This window comes from Acinetobacter sp. FDAARGOS_515 (assembly GCF_003938865.1).
Classification (GTDB): Bacteria; Pseudomonadota; Gammaproteobacteria; order Pseudomonadales; family Moraxellaceae; genus Acinetobacter; species Acinetobacter ursingii.
In genome coordinates this window covers 3,083,416-3,106,896 of sequence record NZ_RKIX01000003.1, presented here as the reverse complement: position 1 = coordinate 3,106,896, position 23,481 = coordinate 3,083,416, and the positions used below count along the sequence as shown (strand labels likewise).

At 40.2% G+C, this 23,481-nt stretch carries 19 protein-coding genes, 1 tRNA gene and 5 pseudogenes; 13 read left to right on the top strand and 12 right to left on the bottom strand.

Annotated elements, in window-relative coordinates:
- Positions 1–52 precede the first annotated feature (52 nt).
- The gene (locus EGS47_RS16440) at positions 53–613 is read right to left on the bottom strand and encodes a 1-acyl-sn-glycerol-3-phosphate acyltransferase (RefSeq protein ID WP_004989238.1); all 561 of its coding nucleotides are present in this window, start codon (positions 611–613) and stop codon (positions 53–55) included.
- A gap of 374 nt (positions 614–987) precedes the next feature.
- Between EGS47_RS16440 and EGS47_RS18460 the strand changes: the two genes are divergently transcribed.
- A complete protein-coding gene (locus EGS47_RS18460) occupies positions 988–1,149 on the top strand; it encodes a hypothetical protein (protein WP_005004094.1) in 162 nt (53 codons plus the stop codon).
- A 155-nt stretch (positions 1,150–1,304) separates the two neighbouring features.
- Here the strand turns inward: EGS47_RS18460 and EGS47_RS16435 are convergent.
- From EGS47_RS16435 to EGS47_RS16420, 4 genes and pseudogenes are all read right to left on the bottom strand, one after another.
- Positions 1,305–2,084, bottom strand: a pseudogene (locus EGS47_RS16435) (TonB-dependent siderophore receptor); the annotation flags it as partial.
- 60 nt (positions 2,085–2,144) lie between these two features.
- A protein-coding gene (locus tag EGS47_RS16430; RefSeq protein WP_223235881.1) for an IS3 family transposase occupies positions 2,145–3,277 on the bottom strand; the annotation gives its coding sequence in 2 pieces (ribosomal slippage) (positions 2,145–3,025 and positions 3,025–3,277; 1,134 coding nt in all).
- A gap of 93 nt (positions 3,278–3,370) precedes the next feature.
- Positions 3,371–4,759, bottom strand: a pseudogene (locus EGS47_RS16425) (TonB-dependent siderophore receptor); the annotation flags it as partial.
- Between the two features lie 355 nt (positions 4,760–5,114).
- Positions 5,115–5,645: a ferritin-like domain-containing protein gene (locus EGS47_RS16420; RefSeq protein ID WP_005004097.1), complete on the bottom strand. Its 531-nt coding sequence runs from the start codon at positions 5,643–5,645 to the stop codon at positions 5,115–5,117.
- 479 nt (positions 5,646–6,124) lie between these two features.
- Here EGS47_RS16420 and EGS47_RS16415 point away from each other — a divergent pair.
- Positions 6,125–6,201: transfer RNA gene (locus tag EGS47_RS16415), tRNA-Ile, on the top strand.
- A 99-nt stretch (positions 6,202–6,300) separates the two neighbouring features.
- On the opposite strand, the gene EGS47_RS16410 is transcribed toward EGS47_RS16415, so the two are convergent.
- The gene (locus tag EGS47_RS16410) at positions 6,301–7,146 is read right to left on the bottom strand and encodes a hypothetical protein (RefSeq protein WP_125269827.1); all 846 of its coding nucleotides are present in this window, start codon (positions 7,144–7,146) and stop codon (positions 6,301–6,303) included.
- Positions 7,147–7,256: 110 nt separating this feature from the next.
- On the opposite strand from EGS47_RS16410, the gene EGS47_RS16405 reads away from it, so the two are divergent.
- Both EGS47_RS16405 and EGS47_RS16400 read left to right on the top strand, forming a co-directional pair.
- Entirely contained in the window at positions 7,257–7,436 is a 180-nt protein-coding gene (locus EGS47_RS16405) for a helix-turn-helix domain-containing protein (protein ID WP_125269826.1), read from the top strand.
- Positions 7,437–7,555: 119 nt separating this feature from the next.
- Positions 7,556–9,076, top strand: a complete 1,521-nt coding sequence (locus EGS47_RS16400) for a DUF3987 domain-containing protein (RefSeq protein ID WP_228711824.1) — start codon at positions 7,556–7,558, stop codon at positions 9,074–9,076.
- 498 nt (positions 9,077–9,574) lie between these two features.
- On the opposite strand, the gene EGS47_RS16395 is transcribed toward EGS47_RS16400, so the two are convergent.
- Positions 9,575–9,919: a hypothetical protein gene (locus EGS47_RS16395; protein WP_004682302.1), complete on the bottom strand. Its 345-nt coding sequence runs from the start codon at positions 9,917–9,919 to the stop codon at positions 9,575–9,577.
- 1,043 nt (positions 9,920–10,962) lie between these two features.
- Between EGS47_RS16395 and EGS47_RS16390 the strand changes: the two genes are divergently transcribed.
- Entirely contained in the window at positions 10,963–11,571 is a 609-nt protein-coding gene (locus tag EGS47_RS16390; protein WP_125269825.1) for a hypothetical protein, read from the top strand.
- Here the strand turns inward: EGS47_RS16390 and EGS47_RS16385 are convergent.
- Positions 11,565–11,885: a hypothetical protein gene (locus EGS47_RS16385; protein WP_125269824.1), complete on the bottom strand. Its 321-nt coding sequence runs from the start codon at positions 11,883–11,885 to the stop codon at positions 11,565–11,567. The genes EGS47_RS16390 and EGS47_RS16385 overlap by 7 nt on opposite strands.
- 186 nt (positions 11,886–12,071) lie before the next feature.
- Here EGS47_RS16385 and EGS47_RS16380 point away from each other — a divergent pair, with 186 nt between their 5' ends.
- The 5 genes and pseudogenes from EGS47_RS16380 to EGS47_RS16360 all read left to right on the top strand — a co-directional run.
- Complete coding sequence (locus EGS47_RS16380) at positions 12,072–12,248, top strand: hypothetical protein (protein WP_228711823.1); 177 nt, start codon at positions 12,072–12,074, stop codon at positions 12,246–12,248.
- Positions 12,245–12,580 carry an IS66 family insertion sequence element accessory protein TnpB gene (gene tnpB / locus EGS47_RS16375; protein ID WP_024439350.1) on the top strand — a complete coding sequence of 112 codons (336 nt, stop codon included), beginning with the start codon at positions 12,245–12,247 and terminating at the stop codon, positions 12,578–12,580. The genes EGS47_RS16380 and tnpB (EGS47_RS16375) overlap by 4 nt, the downstream gene beginning before the upstream one ends.
- A 74-nt stretch (positions 12,581–12,654) precedes the next feature.
- Positions 12,655–14,097 (top strand): annotated as a pseudogene (gene tnpC, locus EGS47_RS16370) (IS66 family transposase); the annotation flags it as partial.
- Positions 14,098–14,672: 575 nt separating this feature from the next.
- Complete coding sequence (gene ltrA / locus EGS47_RS16365) at positions 14,673–16,334, top strand: group II intron reverse transcriptase/maturase (protein ID WP_005265392.1); 1,662 nt, start codon at positions 14,673–14,675, stop codon at positions 16,332–16,334.
- A 104-nt stretch (positions 16,335–16,438) separates the two neighbouring features.
- A pseudogene (locus EGS47_RS16360) lies at positions 16,439–16,621 on the top strand (transposase domain-containing protein); the annotation flags it as partial.
- An 845-nt stretch (positions 16,622–17,466) separates the two neighbouring features.
- Here the strand turns inward: EGS47_RS16360 and EGS47_RS16355 are convergent.
- Positions 17,467–18,396 (bottom strand): annotated as a pseudogene (locus EGS47_RS16355) (IS5-like element ISAba10 family transposase).
- A gap of 5 nt (positions 18,397–18,401) precedes the next feature.
- On the opposite strand from EGS47_RS16355, the gene EGS47_RS16350 reads away from it, so the two are divergent.
- The 3 genes from EGS47_RS16350 to EGS47_RS16340 all read left to right on the top strand — a co-directional run bounded on the left by EGS47_RS16350 (position 18,402) and on the right by EGS47_RS16340 (position 20,982).
- Positions 18,402–18,899, top strand: a complete 498-nt coding sequence (locus tag EGS47_RS16350; RefSeq protein ID WP_125269823.1) for a hypothetical protein — start codon at positions 18,402–18,404, stop codon at positions 18,897–18,899.
- A gap of 255 nt (positions 18,900–19,154) precedes the next feature.
- Positions 19,155–20,495: a serpin family protein gene (locus tag EGS47_RS16345; protein WP_228711822.1), complete on the top strand. Its 1,341-nt coding sequence runs from the start codon at positions 19,155–19,157 to the stop codon at positions 20,493–20,495.
- A 145-nt stretch (positions 20,496–20,640) separates the two neighbouring features.
- The gene (locus EGS47_RS16340) at positions 20,641–20,982 is read left to right on the top strand and encodes a tetratricopeptide repeat protein (protein WP_125269819.1); all 342 of its coding nucleotides are present in this window, start codon (positions 20,641–20,643) and stop codon (positions 20,980–20,982) included.
- Between the two features lie 27 nt (positions 20,983–21,009).
- On the opposite strand, the gene tnpC (EGS47_RS16335) is transcribed toward EGS47_RS16340, so the two are convergent.
- The 3 genes from tnpC (EGS47_RS16335) to tnpA form a co-directional block, all read right to left on the bottom strand.
- Positions 21,010–22,635: an IS66 family transposase gene (gene tnpC / locus EGS47_RS16335; RefSeq protein ID WP_125269176.1), complete on the bottom strand. Its 1,626-nt coding sequence runs from the start codon at positions 22,633–22,635 to the stop codon at positions 21,010–21,012.
- 74 nt (positions 22,636–22,709) lie between these two features.
- Positions 22,710–23,045, bottom strand: a complete 336-nt coding sequence (gene tnpB, locus EGS47_RS16330) for an IS66 family insertion sequence element accessory protein TnpB (protein ID WP_171455410.1) — start codon at positions 23,043–23,045, stop codon at positions 22,710–22,712.
- On the bottom strand, positions 23,042–23,425 hold the full coding sequence (gene tnpA / locus EGS47_RS16325; protein WP_125269178.1) for an IS66-like element accessory protein TnpA: 384 nt from the start codon (positions 23,423–23,425) through the stop codon (positions 23,042–23,044). The genes tnpB (EGS47_RS16330) and tnpA overlap by 4 nt, the downstream gene beginning before the upstream one ends.
- Positions 23,426–23,481: the final 56 nt, after the last annotated feature.

The window sequence follows — 23,481 nt, the reverse complement described above, 5'->3', positions numbered from 1 at the left end:
CATAAGCCTATTTTTAGGAGGAAGAGGTTGGCTTTTGAAAAATCAACAAACGTTATTGTTTAGATTCTGGAATACATACATCTAACCCAACTTTTTCTTTATAAAGTCGTTGGATGGTTTGCAAATCCTGATTGAGATCGGAAGGATAAATTTTGCCTAAAATGCCACCTTGTTTGGTTTTCGCATTGGCATACATCATCACGATTGGAACATTGGCTGCTTTTGCAATATGCCAAAAACCTGTACGAATAGGTTTACGTGCTTCGCCATTTTTTGCACGGGTTCCTTCTGGAGCAATCACCAGATTGAAGCTTTCATGCGTTTCAAATAACTCAACCATTTGTGAGACGATATCTTTACTGGCTTTACGATCAACGGGAATCCCTCCTATTTTTTCTAATAGGGGTTTCAACGGCCCTTTAAAAAGCTCTTTTTTAATCAGTGTATGAATTTTAATATCCAAAATCTCAAACAGCGCCAGTGAAAGTACGGCATCCATATTAGAGGTGTGCTCAAAGCCAATAAGCACTTGTTTGTTTTCCAAAATATTGGGTTCGATGTGATATGACCAGCCAGAAAGTTTGAAAATAGACTTAGCAAGTTGCTTTTTCATGATGAACATCCTCTAAAGATCGGCATAGTTTAGGCAGCTTTAATGAAAAAACAAGAAGTAAAAAGATATTTTTATACGCTTGTATAAAATTTTAGGGAGACTTAGGCGTAAGTTTGAGTAAGGATCCGTGACATTAGGTGAGTTATTTTCTTATTGAAATGTGGAAATAGAAGCTAAACTATTCTTGTTTAAAAAAAATACAAAAAAAATTATATTTTTGATCTTACATAAGATTAAATAATCTTACATACCGAATTATTGTAAACGTAACTTATGGTCTAGCATGAACGGACATCTTAGGTTTGAGCTTAATTTTAAATGGCTAAGTTCTAAATGACTAAGGTGATTTAAAAAGGAAAAAGAGGAACATTGTTATGTCTAATCAACGTCAACAAGGTCAGTCACAAGATCAACAGTCGAATCCGTCTAAGCAACCTCAGCATAACCAACAGTCTGACAAACAACGTCAGCAAGAACAGCAAAATCCAAATCAGCAAAAAGACCAGCAAAAGCGATCTAATCAACAGCAACGTTAGAATATCCTAATTCATATTCTATGGTTACAAGGAAAAATGGCGCATATATGCGCCTTTTTTAATCGTTAAAAAAAATAAATAAGGTGTATGTAGCGCCTTAAAATATAAAGTCGAAATAATAAAATCTGAATAATTAGAACGTTGAATTCAAGACTTTAATATTTAAATTTCACCGTAAAATTAATTTGTCGTGGGTTTCCAAGCGTAACCATATTGCTATTGAGCAATCCTGCATAATAATCTTTATCAAATAAATTTTTGATAGACAGTTGTGCTCCCCAATATACCGCTTCATAACCAGTTTCTGCATCGTAAAGTATATACGATGGAGTGTGTACATCCAGACCATTATATGACTTTGAGCTTTCACCACGAATGGCACCACCCACATACCAACCAAAATCATTTTCAGTCAGATAATAGCGAGAGGACAGACTATAGGTATTCTGCGGAACGTTATTCAAGCCTAAACCAATATTACTTAGAACGGTATCTTTTGTAATTTTGGCATCAAAAAGATGGCTATAACTTGCGGATAGTTTCAAACGATCTAATAAATAAGCATTAATTTCCGCTTCTATACCACGTGTTTGCTGTTCACCATTCAAAACATAAGCGCCTGAATTATTAGGATCTATCGTGGCGACATTTTGGCGACGTAAATCGTATAGGGCAATACTGCCCTGAATACGTTGATTCAGACTTTGTAACTTTAGACCGAACTCAAGCTGCTTTCCTGTTTCTGGGGCAAGAATATTACCTGATACATCCGTTCGAGTATTGGGTAAAAATGAAGTTGCATAGCTGGCATATGGAGCAATCATGTCGTTTATGTTATAGAGCAAACCAGCATTACCCGTAAATTTTTGATCAGAATTCGGGATTTGCTCTAATTTATTGGCAATACCATTTTTAGAGACATTTTGAGTAGAAGAGAGGTGGTCCCACATGTTTGAACAACTAAAAGCTTATTTATAAGTGATACTCTGCTCTAGTTAAGCTACCTTATTTTGTTGTGGTAGCTGGTCATAGTAAAACTCATCTGGAGTCATTTTGTCCAGACTCGAATGAGGTCGTTTCAAATTATAAAATTCAAAATATGCGTTTAATTGCTTCTTCGCATCCAAAACATTGCTGTAGGCTTTGAGATACACCTCTTCATATTTAACGCTCCGCCATAATCGTTCAACCATCACATTATCAACCCATCGACCTTTACCATCCATACTGATTTGAATGCCATTTGATTTCAATACATCAATAAATGCATCACTGGTAAACTGACTGCCTTGGTCTGTATTAAATATTTCAGGTCGACCATATTTTTCAATAGCTTCATTTAATGTTTCTATGCAAAATGTAACCTCCATACTAATCGATACTCTATGCGCAAGTACCTTGCGGCTATGCCAATCAATCACAGCACATAAATAAACAAAGCCTTTTGCCATAGGGATATACGTTATATCCGTAGACCACACTTGATTACTGCGCTGAATAGCCAATCCTTTGAGCAGATATGGATATTTGCGGTGAGCTTGATTAGCCTGGCTTAAATTTGGTTTGCAATATAACGCATTAATGCCCATTTTCTTCATTAAAGTACGTGTATGACGTCGTCCTATATGATGTCCTTGACGATTCAACAAATCACGCATCATCCGGCTACCTGCAAAAGGGTATTGCATATGTAACTCATCCATACACCGCATTAGCTTCAGATCTGATGCACTCACAGGTTTTGGGCGATAGTAATAACAACCACGGGAGACTTTCAGCAGCTGAGCTTGCTTAGATACTGAAATCTGAAGTGAGTCATCGATTAACTTTTGTGGTTGAAGCGGCCCAGTTTCTTCAACACACCTTCTAAAAAATCAATTTCTAATGCCTGCTCACCGATTTTTGCATGTAGTTTTTTTAGATCGATGGGTGGTTCTGTTGGAGCTTTTGATTGATCGAAAGCTTGCGAGGAAGCTGAAATCAGTTGATTTTTCCAGTCGATAATTTGGTTTTGATGAACATCAAATTCAGCACTCAATTCAGCAAGTGTTTTTTCTGCTTTAATCGCAGCAAGTGCTACCTTAGCTTTAAAATCATTTGAATGATTTCTTCTTGGTCTACGTGCCATAAAATACTCCATATATTGATGTTTATAACATCATTTGGGGAGCAAAATATCACTTATAAGTGTTGTTCAAATTTCCTGATCCACCTCTGAAGCTTGAGCCCAGTCTTGACGACCCGCCAAAGTTAAAATGATTTTATCAGTAAGGTTGATGCGATCCCGCATATACAAGCCTGTATAACGTAAACGATTAATATCTTGAGTACTGTTGTTCTTGACATAGCTTACGGTCTGGCTATAAATAGGTTGATATATATTAAGATTACCCGTGGTATACCGATCATTGACATAATCATCTTTGGTCTGCATGGCATCTATACCAATATTCAGATCATGAACCATGTTTAATAAATTAAAACTGCGTTGAATACTATTATCAATCGAATAGGTGGTAATATCGTGAGTTTGATAACGACCATTATTGCTACGATTTAGAGTTGTATAGGCAGGCGTGTTTGCCGCCCAAAATGAGGAGCCTGTTTGAGTAAAAACAACTCGGCCAGTCGATTGTAATTTTTGGATGGCGGCATTTTGAGTAAACTTCCAGCCATTATCAAAATTGTAGTTATACGTCCATCCGGTACGATAAACATCTCCCTCATAACCTCCAAATTCGGGTTCACCAATATATAAATCACGGTCGATTGGGCCATTTGGATTATATTTTAATGTTCCAATGACAGGGATGCCTTGTTGACGCATATATTTGCGATGCTGATAGCTTGCAATAACCGATAAATCAGCTTTATCTCCTAAATCAAAATGATATGAAGGGGAGATATAGAAATTTTTAAAATAGACGTAATCCGTTGGATCATCCTGATCGGCAATACGACCTGTCAGACGAAAAGCCCCTTTTTCTGTTTGATTTGGCGCATAGTTCATATCAAAAGTTGCTTGTTTTAGATCATAACTACCATAGGTCAATGCTGTATTTGCAAAGTTTTGCGCTTGCGGACGCTTAGTGACTAAATTCATCATACCGCCGGGTTGTACCAAACCAAAATTTACAGAGGCAGGACCTTTAATAATTTGAATCTGATCCATGCCCGAAAGTTCCACAGCGACACCTTCGGATGCAGATTGACTTTGTTTTAGACCATCAATAAAAATTTGATCAGATGAGTTTTGACCTCGAATAAAGAAATCATCCCAACCGCGGCGACCAAGATAACCTGCGCTCACACCTGCGACACCATTGATTGCATCAGAAAGAGTCGTCGCCTGTTTTTGATCTAATTGCTCACGTGTGATTACACTTACAGATTGTGCAGTCTCGAAAAGTGGAGCATCTGACTTTAAGGCCGAAGTCGCATGAGTCGCTACAGTTTGAGCATCTTTTGCATTTGCTTTTAAGGAAATAATCGGGAGTACATTTGAGTGAGCATCATCTACAGGTGTATTATTTGTCGTTGCCATTAATGATGTTGATAGCCCAGAAAATAAAATGAATGAGATCGCTGAACTGAGAGCATGTTTGCGCATTTAAATGGTTCAAAAAGAGTAGTTAAGAGTGATTCTTATTATCTGTATTTATCAAGCGTATTCAAGTATGTATCTTATTGATTATTCTTGTTTTGTTGAAAAATAAAATTTAGTTCTGATGTTATATTTTATTAAATCAACAAGATAAAATTTTTGCGGTAGTTATTTTTAATATATTGATAAACTAAATTAACAATGATCAGCATATAGATTTTATAAATATTCACCAATGTATAGCATTTCTATATGAAAAACCAAAGCACGAGGTATCAAATAAAATGCTGACGTGCTTTGGTTTAGCCAATGATGAAGTCTATATTTTGGTTAAACTGAGATCATTAAATAAGCTTATCTGTCAAAGATCACTTAAAATATCAGCCATATCATCGGCATGTTCTTCTTCTTGAGCTAAAATATCTTCCAAAATACGGCGTGTAGTTGGATCTTTATCGCCAATATATTGAATAATTTCACGATAAGAGTCGATCGCGATACGTTCAGCAACTAGATCTTCAGTTACCATTTCTTTGAGGGTTCTGCCTTCTACATACTCAGCATGGGAACGCTCTTCCAAACCTCGGGGGCTAAAGTTTGGCTCTCCACCTAATTGCACAATTCGTTCTGCAAGATTATCTGCATGTGTAGCTTCCTGAGTAGCGTGCTCTAAAAACTCGGCAGCAGCTACAGATGCTTTAACTCCTTGGGCCATAAAATAATGACGTTTGTAGCGTAGAACACAAATTAATTCAGTCGCCAGTGCTTCATTGAGTAGTTTAAGAATTTCTTCGCGATCTGCTGAATAACCCTCAGTTACCGCACCTTCTTCTACATGTTGACGTGCTCTTTGACGTAAAGTGGCAACATCTGTAAATTCTACATTAGACATGGGTATGTTCCTCAACTTATTGAATCAAATATATAAATTTTAATAGCTGTGTGGTACTCAAAATGTAATTGAATCTTTTTTATTAAAGCCAACAAATCAGAAATGACATGAAACATTTCTTACTCACTATTGTTGTTAAATGCGAAGTAAATAAAAAGAAGAGATAAGAGTGACTTTTGTAAAAATTAGAAACACAAGTATATGAAAATCATTATTATTTTGTTTATTGATTGATAATGAGCAAACTGAGAGGAGGCACAGTCAATTGTAAGAATTACATTATTGTTTTAATTGAAGGTTTAATGATCAAAAATCAGGATCTTAACTTTACTCGAATGATCTATATCGGATAGAATCACTCGGGTAAAATCAAAGCGATTTAATATTGGATAAATTAATAAGCGCTTGTGTTTCATGAACAAGTTAGCTAATATTTATTTCGCTTATAATCATTGATTATTCAATGTTTTACGTTATTTGGGCCTATAGCTCAGTTGGTTAGAGCAGCGGACTCATAATCCGTTGGTCGACAGTTCAAGTCTGTCTGGGCCCACCATATAAAACAACCACTTACGTGTACTTAATCGTAAGTGGTTTTTTGTTTTAGGAATTTAGTAAGCACATGGTAAGCAAAATATATCAACTATTATGACTATTATGGGTAGCTGATATTATCCTCAAGAAAAATGTAAGTATTAGGATTTTTATAAGAATCACCATCTAAACGAAAAGTATCAAATTTTTCTGTGAGGGGTTGATATCTTTTTGGATTCAGATTTATCTCTTTTAGTATGCGTGATAGTGTCTGCTGTTGATTTAAATTGGATTCGATAGTAAAGCTACTTGATACAGAATCTTCTGGTTGAAGAAGGTGAAGTCGCATTAATTTTAATAAAAAATATCCGATTGTGCCAAATTGGTTCAAAATGTGATTGGTATTTCTAGAGAAGTAAAAATAAATTTTTTCTACCTCTTTGGGATCGATTTTAAATTTAGCTTGGTAATACCTATAAATAATACAACTATAAAATTCTAGCAAATTTTCAAATTTTGAAAAATCATTTCCGTCTGTATAAGTAAAATTGAATAAACAAGTTACTTCATTACTTTCTAAAAGTTGTCTAGAGTTTTCACTTAATTGAGAATAAAAAAATCGTAAATCAAGTTTGCCAGTAGGTAGAGCTTTTAAAAAGTTCCAAATCGGGTGGTTAAAGTATATTGAAGAGCATGGAATTTTATTGTCGACCAAGGCTAGGCTTTCACTGTTTGGACTGTTTGAGCCAATCGAATATTTGTACCAAATATTTGAGTCCTCTTGATCAAAAAAAACTTCTAAACTTTTTAGACTTGCTTTATTAGATTTTTTTTCGTTCTGTGATGGAGTGACATTTCGTTTTTGATATGTTTGGAAAACTTGAACGGCTACATATTCAAACCAGACTAATGTTTTCAAGATATCAATTACTGTCTTCTGTGGGCGCCCACTTTTTTTTAAATTCATTTAATGCTTTGTTTGTCAAGTGTCAAGAAATTAACATATATCTGTACACTAATAAAAACAATAGAAATCAACTAAAAAATACTTAATTCAATTGAACAGGATGCTTCATCATGAAGCAAGAAAGCTTATTACTAACAACAACTGAAGCGGCTAAGCTTCTTGGCATGCAACCCCAAACCCTTCGTAAATGGGCTATCTATGAAAATGGACCGATAGTTCCAAAAAGGCATGGTCGTTTGTTACGTTGGAATCGGAATGAAATTTTGAAATTCGCTGGCGAACTGAAATAGCCATTTAATCTTTTCTGTAGTTAAATCGCCTCCTTTGTAAAAACTTCTGTTTAAATTAAATACATATATATCTTAAGCAGTTAGGGAGGTTTTCTTAAAATTAAATTGATGATGCTGAAATGTTTGAAGATGAAAAAATACTAGCCATAATGGATAATGATTCTGATAAACAAATTAAAATTGGAGAATTTAGTTTAAATAGCTCTTCTGATCAAAATGGCCTTAATTCTACAGTCAAAACAACAGAGGCTTGGGGCTGTATTATTCAACCAGGATCTTTTACTGTGGCAGATAGACTAGATTATCCAATTGATGGATTTCCTCAAATTATTAAAGAAGCTATTGAAGCAATTTCGGAATATGTTCAAGCGCCCATTGCGATGGCTGCACAATGTGTGCTGGGTACAATTTCGCATATTGCACAGGGCAAGGTAAATGCACCTAATTTTTATAGTATTTATGGTGAACCATGTGCTTTATTTTTGCTTACGGAAGGGCAAAGTGGAAGTAGAAAAAGTACAAGTAAAAGACTTGCAGATTATGCTCTTAAAGAACATGAACGGCGAAAGTATGATGCATATCAGAAAAACTTTCAGGAATGGACTCATGCTTTAGCAAGTTGTGTAAAAAAAGAACAAAAGACTTTTTTAGTTGAAAATAATCAGCCCAAAGACCCATCAAGCATATTTAGTGATATTACTCTTGAGTCATTACTTGGTCTATATATTGACGGCTCAATTATTGACGCTTCGATTTCAAGTGATGAGGCAGGGCAATTTTTTGGTGGACATACGATGAAGTCTGATACACGTAACTTAGCCGTAGCAAGTTTCACAAAGTTATTTGACGACGGATCAGTTGAACGTACTAGATCTAAATCTAATTTGAATGGTAGTGGTAGGGCACATGATGTAAGACTAACTTTCAATTTGCAAGGACAAAGGGAAATCTTAATAGAGGCTCTAAAAGATCCAGTTCTTCGAGGCCAAGGTTTTTTAGCAAGATTTATTCTTACTGTTCCTGAAAATTTAGCGGGTAGACGTTTTCAGAATAAAGAAAGCCAAGATAAAGATGCCAGTTCAGATTGCAGGTTAATTGCGTATTGGGAGCGTTGTAAATTTTTATTAAATGAGTCTACTAATCAACGTTACGTTATTCTGTTAGATGACGAGGCAAAAAAAGTTGACCTCGCATTTTATAATGAAATTGAACTTTTGCAAGGACGAGGAAAATGTTATGAATATTTACAAGCTTTTGCTAGTCGTGCAAGTCAGCTTGCACGACGGTTAGCTACAGTTCTTACATACTTTGAAGGTAAAGCATTTATCAGTAAAGAAATATTATCAGTTGCGTGTGAAGTAATTCGATTTTCACTCAATGAATGGCTCAGATATACAGAAGTTGAAGTAGATAAAGAAAGTGATGCTGAAAAATTAATTAAAAATCTGACTGCAAAGTGTAACAAACAGAATACTAATCGAATCTTAAAAACTTTGGCATTAAAAGGGGCTCCTTCACATTTGAGGAAAGTGAAATATTTTGATGAAATCTTGATGGAGCTAATTCAATCCAATCATTTAAGATTAGAAACCATTAATAAATCTGTATACATAGAATTAAATCCTTTATTGTTGTTATAAGTGCGATATTGCGATTCTGTCTAAGGAAATAGGTAGTGAACAGCTTTGCAAGTCGCAAATAAATTGCGATATCTTGGGTGAATGTGATTTAGTACGAGAAATCGCACTTAATCACAAGGGTATTTTTAAAACCATGCGATATGATTGAACTTAATTATTATGTGTTACCCGATATAATCGCAGAATCTCAACTTTTTGTAGAAAATTAGATTTATTATATTTGGGTTGGTTCCTACACTAAACTCAGAGACTAAATTATCAAATGTGGAATTAACAATTGATATCTTAATCAGAGGAGCTCAATCGATTTCGTAATATTTCTTTAATCAGGTTAGATAGCATCATAAGTGGTTTGAGCAAAATTTTCTTCTTCGTTGTTTTTATTAATAATAATAAAATTTTTACAGAAAACCGGCGGCCGCAACGCCATACGCTTTTGCAAGCGTCGGCGAAGCAATTAAAGGATAGTCTCCCGAAATCAGAAGATTGTTATTCTTCTTAGCCTTGGACATGACCAGCTCCAAATAGCACACGTTGTGCACGTTCAATCATCTTGTGACGTTGATGTGTACGAAATGCCCAGAGCGACGATAAATTGTTATTTTGATTGAGCTTTGCGACTTTAAGAATTTGCTCATCATTCATTTCATGCATGCATTGACGAATAATTTGATCGGCTTGTTCAAGCTCGTTGAGTAAGGAATTTGCGGTGTCAACAGCAATATAAAGATTGGCGAGTGTTTGACGTTGAGGATTTGAAATAGTTTTGCCAAGTTCAACAATCAGTTGCGAGGCTTGTTTTTTAGGTGTGCAAGAGTTTGCACCATGAAGAATTGCGTTCATAGCAGTAGTCCTAGATAAGTTTAATTACTTACCGCCATCATTTTCCTACGATGATGGTGGCAGCTTAACAGGAGTAGGAAATACTGAATCTAGGCTCAGCCAACCTTACGGTTGTCCTGTCAAACTGCCATAACGACTGCTAAACAGTAGACAAAAAAATAGCCGCAAGTGCGACATTTATTTGCACCTAGATAATATCAGGTTTCCTACGCCTGAACACAGATTTTGCTGTGTAGAGTTAGCTTAACTGGATATCGCTTGAGCTGTCAACGCTGTGATTGGATCTTTTTACATATCTTAACATTAATTAATTGATTGATTCTGCTGGAGATGTTTTAAATTTCTGACGGCTGAAAAACTGTTTATTAAAAATATCTGCTGACGGATATGTCAGCCTAATAATTATTCTTATAAACATTTTAGCCTCATCCATCAAAGCAAAATGAGCCGATGGATCGGAGTAATTTGACCTTATGGGAAAAATCAAAGACTTAATGCGATTATATGAGGCGAATCTAATTGTATAGATTTTAGCGCTTTGTAAAATTGACTAAAGCGCAGGATAAAATTAATATGGGCTCGCTGGCCTACATTGCCAGTCGGTTTTAGCAGACCGAATTCATCTAGCACATGACGTTTATATTTTTGGATATAAATTGATTGTGGGAATCCTCTCGTCCCCCTTTTTTTCTATGGTAGGACGGAAGGGGGACACCTTCGGGTGTGCTGATTCCTAGATGATCAGTCTGCTAACCCCTTTTCGTTCTGCCACCATTATTTAGCAGTAATTGGTAGAACTTCTATAAACATCTAGGAGCTTCTCATGCTGTACCAATCTTTTTTAATTTGCGCCTCACCCCATGTTCAACCTTGTTGTGCTTTGCAACGAGGGCGATACGGCTAATTTTTATTATTCGTCTGTATTCAAACAACATTTTTACAAGAACAATCCAACGGTGGATGGCTAAGTCACGCCTATAAAAAATAAACCTTTTTATATCTGCTGGTGATTGTGCATTGCATTGAACATGCGGGAAACAACCATGACTGAATTAAGCAAACCCAAAATCATACCCATTGAACACCGTCCACAAAAATCCAAGCTCTTTATAAAATGTGTGGTCTTACCCATCGTGATCTTTCTCATCGTTGCCAAAATCTTCTCTTTTGGTGCTTTCGGTTACATCTTCTTTGGCTTTGACCTATTCTGGTTTGTGATCATTTACTACCTTTATGAATATGGAAATACCTACTTTGACGGGATGACTGAACAACTGAAGCGACAAGGAGAAAGCTTTAACTACCAAAACCGTGGTGTTTGGATTAACAGCCAAGATAAAACCATTATTCTGTTTGATCAGCCTGATCAACGCCTCGTCAAATATCCCTTTGATTACATCACTTCCGTTGGACACTACAACTTAGTTGAAGATCACTTTAGAACCACGACCACTGTGATCAGCAATCCAATGATGGGAACACATGTCAATCAACAAGTTCATCGCACACCGATGAAACGAGAGTTTCAAGTCAATATTGGCACACGAGATCCATTCAAACCGAATTACAGCCTAAAAGTCCTATTTCCTTGGCGTAGTCCACAAATGGCCAGTGAAATCCGTCAATTATTATCGGCTGATCATTATCAATAACAACAATATAAAAATTTAAGGCAGTCAATCATGATGATTTCAAAATCGTTCATGCCATCAGTTCTAATGATGGCAATCAGTACAGCAATGGTCGGGTGTGGTGGTGGTTCGGGTGGAGATTCAAGTTCATCCAATGGCGGTGGAACGGATAATCCGATATCGGGCTGATAAATTGAAGGCAATTTTGCTGCCTTTAAGATTTGTGCATAGCAATTGTAAATTTTACTTAAAGGTGGGTATGGGGTAAGGGTGACCTGATGTGAGTCAAACTTAGCTTTAGCGTATTTCTTCTGATTTGAGTGTTTAGATGCCATGTTTATGCTCCTTATTTTAGTAATGTAAATAAAGACATGGCTAAAAAATCAATTTCAAAAAAAAGATCAAGAAAATGGTTATAAATGTGGATGGTTTTTGATGAATTTCAGATTTTGAAAATAATATGCTTAGTGCAGAGCTAGATAGATTTTTTTATTTAAGTTATTGATTCTTTGTTTTTGAATGTGGCTGGTTTAACTGTGTTTTGTATTTTATCTTGCTCTGCACCATTAGATCCTATTTCTACTGGCATGTTAAAGGTTCAAATTGCTTTACCCCACTCAAAAGCAGAAATTGGCTTGAAATGGCAAGTATCAGAAATATCTGCTTTAGCAGAATTACTCAAGGCACTTGCAACATGATCCGCATTGATGAAATCTGGCTTTCTACCCAACCTCTGGATATGCGAGCAGGGATGGATACCGCCATGGCTCAGGTGCTGAGAGCCTTTGGCTACATCAAACCGCATTGCGCCTACCTGTTCTGTAATAAACGTGGCCATCGCATGAAAGTGCTGGTGCATGATGGACTGGGCATCTGGCTGTGTGCCCGACGGCTGGAACAAGGCAAATTTCACTGGGCTCAAGTTCACCAAGGTGACACAGTGGCCCTCAGCCCGGAACAGTTACAGGCGTTAATCCAGGGGTTGCCCTGGCAGAGAATCGGATTGCAGCAAGTGGTGACTCTGCTCTAAACCAAGCTCGTCCATTCTGCCATCCTCCAAACGTTCTATTTCCTCTGCATCATGACCTCAGGCATACTGCGGTCATGAATACGCTGCCTGACTTAAGCCAACTGACCCATGAACAACTGCTGGAATTCACCAGACAATTGGCGATGCAGCATCAGTCTCTGGCACAATCAAAACAACAACTGGAACAATCAAATCAGCAATTAGATGCCAAAGTTCAACATCTTGAAGTCACCAATCAACAATTAGATGGCAAAGTTCAACATCTTGAAGCATGCAACCAACATCTCTCTATTCTCACTCAAAAATACGAGCATGAACTGGCGCTGTTTAAAAAGCATAAATTCGGCAGTAAAAACGAACATCTCACCGCAAAACAAATCCATCTGTGGGATGAAGCGGTTGAAGAAGATATCGCAGCCGTTGATCTGGAACTGGAACGGCTGAATGCAGATAAAACTGATGCAGCGACACAGAAAGTCACAGCCAACAAACCTAAACGTCGACCGCTACCCGATCATCTACTCACTCTGCGTATTGAGCATGAACCTGCATCAACCCAATGCGCTTGTGGATGCCAACTGCGTCGTATCGGCGAAGATGTCAGTGAAAAACTGAATTTCAGACCGGCACAGTTCTATAAGGAACAGCATGTGCGTGGCAAATGGGTCTGTGACCAGTGTGACACCCTGACTCAGCAAGCAATGCCCGCCTATGTGATTGATAAAGGCATTGCCAGTCCTGAACTACTGAGCCATGTACTGGTATCGAAATATGCCGATCATTTACCCCTGTACCGTCAGCGCCTGATCTATCAGCGGGCGGGTATTGATCTTTCCAGATCCACGTTATCTGACTGGATTGGTCGCTGCGGTGTGGAACTGGAGCCTCTGGCTAATGCCTTAAAACAGGTGGTGCTGCAACAGCAGGTAATACATGCAGATGAAACACCAGTCACCATCATGCAGATGGGGGATGGTGAGAAAAAACCGAAGAAAGGTTATGTCTGGGCCTATGCCACCACACAGTACAATCCAGTTCAGGCGGTGATCTATGACTTTCAAGATAGTCGTTCTGGCCAGCATGCTGAAGAGTTCTTGAAAGGCTGGCAGGGCCATCTGGTCTGTGATGATTATAGTGGTTATAAAGCACGCTTTAAATCAGGCCAGGTCATTGAGGTGGGCTGCATGGCCCATGCACGTCGTAAATTCCATGAACTGCATGTGACCGGGAAAAGTCAGGTCGCTGAACAGGCATTAGAGCTGATTCAGAAACTGTATGCCATAGAAGCAGAACTCAGGAAAAAGACCGATGGTACAGCAGAACAGCGCCGCGAATACCGGCAACAGCATAGTCAACCGGTGATGCAACAACTGTATGAATGGCTCAACCAACATTATCTGACGGTGCCATCGAGTTCTCCAACCGCCAAGGCCATCAATTACAGTCTGAAGCGTTGGCCAGCCTTAAGCCGCTATCTGGATGATGGCAATCTACCCATTGACAATAACTGGGTGGAAGTGCGACACGAAGTCGCTTAATGAAGTTGTTCCCCCTGCGGGAACCACCCGTGTCACCGGGTGAATCTAGAAGGCTGAATAAAGAGCGCCTTCGACAATGTAACGAGGCACCGCAAGGTGCGGGGTATCAATCGTGAGAGGCGTACCCTTCTGGCAGCCATAGCCGGACAAGGGCTAGATAATCGGTATGGTGAACACATGTGAATCTGCGTAACGATCGTTAAGTTGAACGAGCGGAAATGGCTGATACGCTCGAACCAAAACGGTAATGGAGGTGGGAATTGCGTCTTTCGACTACGCATTCGTGACCCATACGCCTCCCGGTCGATAGCAGGCACCTAAGCCGATGTACTTCAGTAAGCGGAACGTGGAAATCCCGTATTACTCCCATTGGGAAAGCAGTTTGCAAAAACTGCCCATGGTGATGCGGGCGAAGGAACGAGGAAAAAGCGAATGCCAGTCTGTAATGGGTTGGATAGAGGTTGAAACATTACCCCACGCGAAAGCGGGCTGACGTCCTTATGGTCTCTCATCACAAGAGAGTGTGTAGAACCCTTTTAATGGAGGGAGAGCAAATGAATGCAGCAGTATCAGCGTGTGCACCTTCCAGCACATCGTGGGACAGCATCGATTGGATTGCTGTACAGCGTCATGTCAGAGGGCTGCAAGCGCGTATTGTGAAGGCGGTACAAGACGGCAGGCATAACAAGGCGAAAGCTTTGCAATGGCTGCTGACTCACTCGTTTAGTGGCAAAGCATTGGCCGTCAAACGAGTGTCTGAAAACAAAGGCAAAAACACGGCTGGGGTCGACAAGGTGACTTGGAATACACCCAAGGCCAAGACCGGTGCGATGATGTCGTTGAAGAGGCGAGGTTACACGCCCCTTCCGCTTCGGAGAGTCCTTATTCCGAAGAAAAATGGCAAGATGAGACCTCTCGGGATACCCACGATGAAATGCCGGGCCATGCAGGCGCTCCATCTGCTGGCTTTGGAACCCATCGCGGAGACCATCGCTGATCGGAACTCTTATGGGTTCAGACCGCAACGCTCAACCGCGGATGCTGCAGCACAGTGCTTTGGTGTGCTGTCAAGAAAAGTAAGTGCGGAGTGGGTGCTAGAGGGTGACATTCAAGGCTGTTTCGACAATATCAGCCATGACTGGATGATCGCCAACCTCCCAATGGACAAGGTGATTCTACGGAAATGGCTCAAAGCCGGTTACGTCTACCAAAGCAAGCTGTTTCCCAGTCGTTCCGGAACACCGCAAGGAGGTATTATCTCCCCGGTGCTGGCCAACATGACCTTGGACGGACTGGAAACGATGCTGGCGAAGAGGTTCTCTAACGCCAAATGGACAGGCAAAAAGCTGCAACTGGTACGGTATGCGGATGATTTCATCATCACGGGGTATTCTAAAGAGTGGCTCGAAAATGAAGTTCGTCCTGCCGTGGTTGAATTTCTGGCGCAGCGCGGTCTCGTGCTCTCTCAGGAAAAGACCAAAATCACGCACATAGGGAACGGGTTCGATTTTCTTGGCTGGAACGTACGTAAGTACAACGGCAAGCTACTGATCAAGCCGTCAAAGGCAAACATCAGCGCTCATCTTGACAAGCTGCGAGCATTAATCAATGCAAACAAAGCGACACGACAGGCCACTTTGATCGGTTTGCTCAACCCGATTCTAAGGGGTTGGGCCAACTATCATAGTCATGTCGTTGCCAAGAAGGTTTTCAACCAGGTAGACAACGCAGTGTGGGAAATGCTCTGGCGATGGGCTGTACGTCGCCACCCTCGCAAGACACTCCGATGGGTCAAAGATCGGTATTTCAAAGTACAAGGAGCGCGTCGATGGGTGTTCTCATGTGATGAACAGTCCGCCGATGGTCGGAAGCGACAATACACATTAGTGTCTGCCTCGGACACGCCAATTGTGCGACATATCAAGATCAAGGCTGCTGCTAACCCTCATGACCCCGCATGGGATGAGTACTTCGAATCCCGATGGGGTAAAAGAATGCTGGTCTCCGCAAAGGGGCGAGCCAAGCTGTATCGGGTGTGGCTAAAACAAGGTGGTCGCTGCTGCGCCTGTCTTAAACCAGTCACCAAAGATACACCATGGCACAGCCGTCATATTGTGAAGCTAAGTCATGGTGGAACGGATGCAGTTGCTAATCTTGAGATTTACCATCTGTATTGTCCGAGGAGTGTTCAGTTTGCCAATGTCAACGATGTATAACCGGGTGCCGAATGGCGCCTTAGCAGAGGCTTGAGCCGTGTGCTGGGAAACTCGCATGCACGGTTCTTAGGGGGTTGGACGTAGGTAACTGCGTCTGACTACCCGACAACCAGATGCGACCCTGGGCCTTAGGACGTAAGAACTGGCTATTTGCAGGTTCGCTGCGCAGTGGTCAGCGAGCGGCAAACATCATGACGTTAATCCAGTCAGCAAAGCTGAATGGGCTGGATCCGTATGCCTATTTAAGTGATGTGCTGAAAAGGCTGCCGACACATAAAGTGACCTAGATTGAAGAGTTACTGCTACACTGCTGGAAACCTAAATCGAATTAAAAATTGGTATGGGATTCAGCGGACGCTTACAAAAGGATGGTCATGTTTAAGTTTCTAGAGCATAAGAAGACTGATACGTGGGTTGATAATGTATTAGTAATAGTGATACGCCTTATAATTACAGGATTTATAGTAATGTTAGGGTTCTTCTTGGCGTTTGTTTCAACGATGGGTCCACCTATTGCACCTCATATTTGGAATGGGGGTCTAGATGCTGGTATTAGAATAAGCACTGGTGTTATCGGCTTGGGTTCATGTGCAGCTATATTACTTTGGTTTTTCTGGACTCTATGTTTTGATATCTATCGCCTTATTATTCGTACCAAATAAACTCGGAGACTATTCTAGGTTTTACATAAGTGGGGGTACAAGCTAGATAATTGTTACAGAGGATATGAGATTAACCAATCAGGTGCTTTAACTAGTTCGGTACCCTAGTGAGGACTTGAACCTTTGGCTGTGAGGTATTTATATCAGAGGTTTTAGTTATTAAAATAGCCACAGTGTACATTCCTAGGTACATATAATGATGTTTTTATGCGTAAAACTATAGGCGATCGGAATTTTTGTCTAGGTGCAGTTTATACTCTAATTGTTCGTATAAATGATATGGAACTTAACCCTTTGTTATGGATACTGAAAAATGAAATGTGTTATACCAATATTTGTCTTAATTTCTCTATTAACAACGGGATGTCAAAATAATATTCAGGAAATTGATACTGATGAGCGAACTTCGGTTAAGGATGGCTTTGTTGCACAAATAGACGAAAGATAGAGTTGTTCTAATCTTCAGATATTTATGCAACAGCCACCGTTTTAGCTGTACCAAGTTGAGTAAATTTATTCAAAATATCGACTCTTATTTGCAAGTCAACCACCTGACGATTAAAGCATCGACTAGATACACCTTGTCCAAGTCGTTTCAAGGCAAACATTTTAGCCTCTATTCGGGATCGTCGATGATAACCAATATCTCGTTTCCACTGCTTTTGACCCTTGTCCCAACAGCCTTGTACTGCATGATTCCTTGCTTTACCAATTTCATTTTCTGCCCATAAAGCAGCATTGGAACGAGGAGGGATAATTACATTTGCTTGCCGTTTCAAAATCGCATCATAACAATTCACTGTGTCATAAGCACCATCAGCCGTGACAGATGCAATGGGTTCATCAATTTGATCTAAAAGAGGTTGGAGCATTTCAGCATCACCATATTGGCAGGTCGTGACTTCAACCGCTTGTATTTCTCCACTGTTTGCATCTGTCGCAAGATGTAATTTCAGCCATTGACGATGTTGGTTTACGCCATGTTTTTTACGCACCCATTCCCCATCACCTGTAACTTTGATCCCTGTGCTATCAACTAAAATATGCAAGTCTTCCTGTGGATTTTTTGCTGATTTATGTAGAAGTGGCTGGAGCTTATCTGCTCGCCGACTCAATGTTGAGAAGTCTGGAACATTTCAGTCGAGGTGAGCCATTTGAAAAAGGCTTTGAATGAAACCTTGTGTTTGGCGTAAAGCCAGTTGGAACAGGTTTCGTATCGTCAGGGCAAATTGAATTGCTATATCAGTGTAGGTAGGTTGACGTCCTTTTTTTCCACTAGGTGTTGCAGACCATTGCATTTGGGGATCAAACCAAATGGTGAAAGCACCCCGTTGACGTAAAGCTTGATTGTACTCAGACCAGTTCGTTGTTTTGTATCGGCTTTTTTATTCTGTATTCATCTAACATGTATGGGGATGAAATTTATTTATGCAACAAAGCCGTTAAGGATTCAAAAGTAAACGAAAATAATTTATCTAGCAGAGAGTCAGATTTTCCGTTACCGAACTACGGAAAAGTCTACATGATAGATAAAAACGGTAATGCTAGAAGCGACATTGTTACAGAATATGAAGCACGTAATGAAGGTAGACTAACTATCAGAAACGGCTGTGTTACTCTGACCTACCCTAAAGACCGTTATCCTGCGTCTACAGCTGAAGATGATTTTGCAAGTATGACTATCTTCCCTGAAGGATCAAAGTTTATTGAAGATGGACAAGCGATAGAAGTCAACAACAAGACTTATCGTGATGGTGATTATGTAGAAATGAGTGGTCGTGAGACTATAAGAGATTTCGGAAAATATTTTTCAAGTAGTAGACCATATACCCCTGTACCAGATCGTTGCAAAGCTGATGAATACTGGGAAGTTGGTGGAACAGGGTTGAGATTAATGGATTGAGGATAATTTTATTGGGTATATCCATAAGGAACCAATTAGGTACCTTCACTGATTCGGTTCCCTATACAGGCATCGAACTATCTGCTGTTTAAGCCCCTAATTAGCCTTGAAAATATAGTACGCTTACCAAACTAGGCTAAACGATTGTATGGAAGTGATAATAGAATGGCATCGTATAAACCCTAGATTATTAGTGAAGCAAATATGAAGAATAACCAGTATTGTTATCTTAAAAAAGTACCCAGTAACCGTATTATGAGCGCATTGGCAATCACTAGCCTATTATTGATTGTCAGTGGCTGCGACAGCACTATAAAAGAATCTAATCCTACTGACATTGTAGCCAATAGCGCACCAAACCCATATAACACATCCCTGTCAGATAAGAATAAAAATAACTCCAATTATAAAGCCGTTAGCAAAGATGGCTTTATTGCTGCTGATGACTCTACCTCTACCCCAGACGGCATTGAAAAAGTCATCAATGCCAACAACCAGCTCGCCGTTGATATGTATCAGCAGATAAATGGTCAACCTGATCAAGTAGATAAAAACGTATTTTTCTCGCCCTATAGCCTATCTACTGCCATGGCAATGCTCTATGCCGCAGCAGAAGGGGAAACGAAAGCGCAAATTCAGAAAACTTTTTACTATCCCTCAATGGATGTTCTTAATTCTAATAGCGCCGCGCTCTATAATCAATTTAACAAACCCAATCCTGATTATAAATTTGCCACGGTCAACGATTTATGGATGGAACAAGGGTTAACACCTACTAAATCCTACGTAGATACGGTACAACGTTATTACGGGGGGCAAGTGACTAACCTTGATTTTGAAAGCAATCCTAATCCTTCGCGCCTCATCATTAATAAAAAAATTGCTCAGCATACCAATCAATTGATTCCTGAGTTGCTACCAAAGGGCAGTATCAAGCCCATTACAGTTGCCGTATTAACCAACGCCATTTATTTTAAGGGCGATTGGAAAGTACCTTTCGAGGTTCAGAGCACCACTGAGCAGCCTTTTTATAATCATATAGGTACGAGTCCTAACATCAAAATGATGCAACTACAGGAGCATTTTGGTTATAGCGAGGATAAGCAAGTGCAGGTCGTGCAATTGCCTTATAAGGGTGATGACTTATCTATGCTCGTAGTATTACCAAAATCGAAAGACAAAGCAGCCATGCAGCAGCTGGTGCAGGATTTGAGCGCTGATACGATTAAGCAATGGAGTAAAGATTTAGTCACTCAAGAAGTGAATGTTCATCTGCCAAAGTTTAAGCTTGAAGCAAGCTACCAGATGAAAAACCTACTCACGGATATGGGTATGCCAAGGGCTTTTGAAAAAGGTGCTGGGTTCAACTTATTCGATAATAGCCCGCCCATAAAAATTGACGATGTCTATCATAAAGCAGTGGTCATCGTGGATGAGAAAGGCACCGAAGCGGCAGCAGCGACGGGTATTGTTGCCGATGCAACTGCTGCTTCTGCTCCGCCACCTGTATTCAAAGCTGATCATCCGTTTCTTTTTATGATTAAAGACAATAAAACTGACGCAATACTATTTTTAGGTCAAGTGAATAAGCCTTAGTGGGAAACCACCTTAACTAGGGTATACCAATTAATTTACTTTTTCTCATACGGCTGTCCTAAATAATTTTACTTATCTAGGACAGCCCCAAGTATTTTATTGATAAGATACTTAATAGACAATTTTTAATCACTGAGCCGCACCTATGATTTTTCCTAGAACCAAGTTAACCACCACTTTTTGCGTTATTTTCTTATCACCCATACTGCTTATAGGTTGCTACAAAATCCATAACACAACGAATCAACAAAATTCTCAAGTTCAAACATTACCTGAAGAAGATAGTGAGCTTATAAAACTAAACAGATTAGCCGAACAAGGCAATGCTGAAGCACAGTATAGACTTGGCTTGATGTATGACATGGGTGAAGACGTAAATCAGGATTATAGCAAAGCGTTTGAATGGTATGAAAAATCTGCTAATCAAGGACTCGCAAGTTCACAAAGTAAACTGGGTTCAATGTATCGTTATGGCAAAGGAGTGTAAGCGTCCGCTGAATCCCATGCCTATTTTTTAATTTGAGTTGGATTTCCAGCGGTGTGGCAGTAATTCTTCTATTTGGGTCACTTTATGTGTCGGCAACCTTTTCAGAACATCACTTAAATAGGCATACGGATCCAGCCCATTCAGCTTTGCTGACTGGATTAATGTCATGATATTGGCTGCTCGCTGACCGCTGCGCAGCGAACCTGCAAATAGCCAATTCTTACGTCCCAACGCCCAAGGTCGCATCTGGTTTTCCACCCAATTATTATCTATAGGTAGATTGCCATCATCCAGATAGCGGCTTAAAGCTGGCCAACGCTTCAGAGTGTAATTGATGGCCTTGGCGGTTGGAGAACTCGATGGCACAGTCAGTTGATGTTGGTTAAGCCATTCATACAGTTGTTGCATCACCGGTTGACTATGCTGTTGTCGGTATTCGCGGCGCTGTTCTGCCGTACCATCGGTCTTTTTCCTGAGTTCTGCTTCTATCGCATACAGTTTCTGAATCAGCACCAATGCCTGTTCAGCGACCTGACTTTTCCCGGTCACATGCAGTTCATGGAATTTACGACGTGCATGGGCCATGCAGCCCACCTCAATGACCTGGCCTGATTTAAAGCGTGCTTTATAACCACTGTAATCATCACAGACCAGATAGCCCTGCCAGCCTTTCAAGAACTCTTCAGCATGCTGGCCTGAACGACTATCTTGAAAGTCATAGATCACTGCCTGAACTGGATTGTACTGTGTAGTGGCATAGGCCCAGACATAACCTTTCTTCGGTTTTTTCTCATCATCACCCATCCGCATAATGGTGACTGGTGTTTCATCTGCATGCAGCACCTGCTGTTGCAGCACCACCTCTTTTAAGGCATTGGCCAGAGGTTCCAGTTCTACACCGCAGCGACCTATCCAGTCAGATAAAGTGGATCTGGACAGATCAATGCCAGCCCGCTGATAGATCAGGCGCTGACGGTACAGCGGCAAATGATCGGCATACTTCGATACCAGCACATGGCTGAGCAATTCAGGTGAAGCAATGCCTTTATCAATCACATAGGCGGGCATCGCTTGCTGAGTCAGAGTGTCACACTGATCACAGACCCATTTACCACGCACATGCTGTTCCTTATAGAACTGTGCCGGTCTGAAATGTAGTTTTTCACTGATATCTTCGCCGATACGACGCAAGGTGCAGCCACAAGCACATTGGGTTGATGTTGGTTCATGCTCGATACGGATGGTGTGTAGATGATCGGGCAGCAGTCGACGTTTAGGTTTGTTGACTGTGGCTTTGTGTGTCGCTGCATCAGTTTTATCTGCATTCAGCCGTTCCAGTTCCAGATCAACAGCGGCAATATCTTCTTCGACCGCTTCATCCCACAGATGGATTTGTTTTGCGGTGAGATGTTCGTTTTTACTGTTGAATTTGTGCTTTTTAAACAGCGCAAGTTCATGCTCGTATTTTTGATTGAGAATGGAAAGATGCTGAACTTTGGCATCTAATTGCAGATTGGATACTTCAAGATGCTGAACTTTGGCATCTAATTGCTGGTTTGATTGTGCTAGAGACTGATGTTGCATTGCCAACTGTCTAGTAAATTCCAGCAGTTGTTCATGGGTCAGTTGGCTTAAATCAGGCAGTGTATTCATGACCGCAGTATGCCTGAGGTCATGAGAAGAATGAAATAGAACGTTTGGAGAATAGCAACTTGGACCAAGCTAGTTTAGAGCATTGTGACCACTTGCTGTCGTCCAATGCGCTGCCAAGGCAAACCCTGGATCAGTGCCTGTAACTGTTCTGGACTGAGTGCCAGGGTTTCACCCTGATGAACTTTAGCCCAGTGAAATTTTCCCTGTTCCAACCGCCGAGCACACAGCCAGATGCCCAGTCCATCATGTACCAGCACTTTCATGCGATGGCCACGTTTATTACAGAACAGGTAAGCACAATGCGGTTTAATGTAGCCAAAGGCTCTCACCACCTGAGCCATGACAGTATCCATTCCTGCTCGCATATCCATGGGCTGGGTAGACAACCAGATTTCATCGATACGGATCATGTTGTAAGTGCCTTGAGTAATTCTGCTAAAGCAGATATTTCTGATACTTGCCATTTCAAGCCAATTTTTGCTTTTGAGTGGGGTAAAGTAATTTGAACCGTTAACATGCCAGTAGAAATAGGATCTAATGGTGCAGAGCAAGATAAGGCAATAAATGCAGGTTTATTCGGTAGTGGTGAGCGATCATTCCCTAGCTTAGCATCAATTAAGCGAATCCATTTGGATACAAGATTTGTATTCAATCCATGTTGCAAAGCGACCGAAGCAATTGAAACCTCCGATGCTTTACACGCCTGAACGATCTGCTGTTTAAATTCAGCACTATATGTTCTTCGTTTTATCGTAAGAGATGCGATGGATGTCTGGTTATTTGTAGTCATAAATTTAAGTTCCCACTTGTTTTTAAGTGAGGACTAAATTAAGGCTTATAGGACGA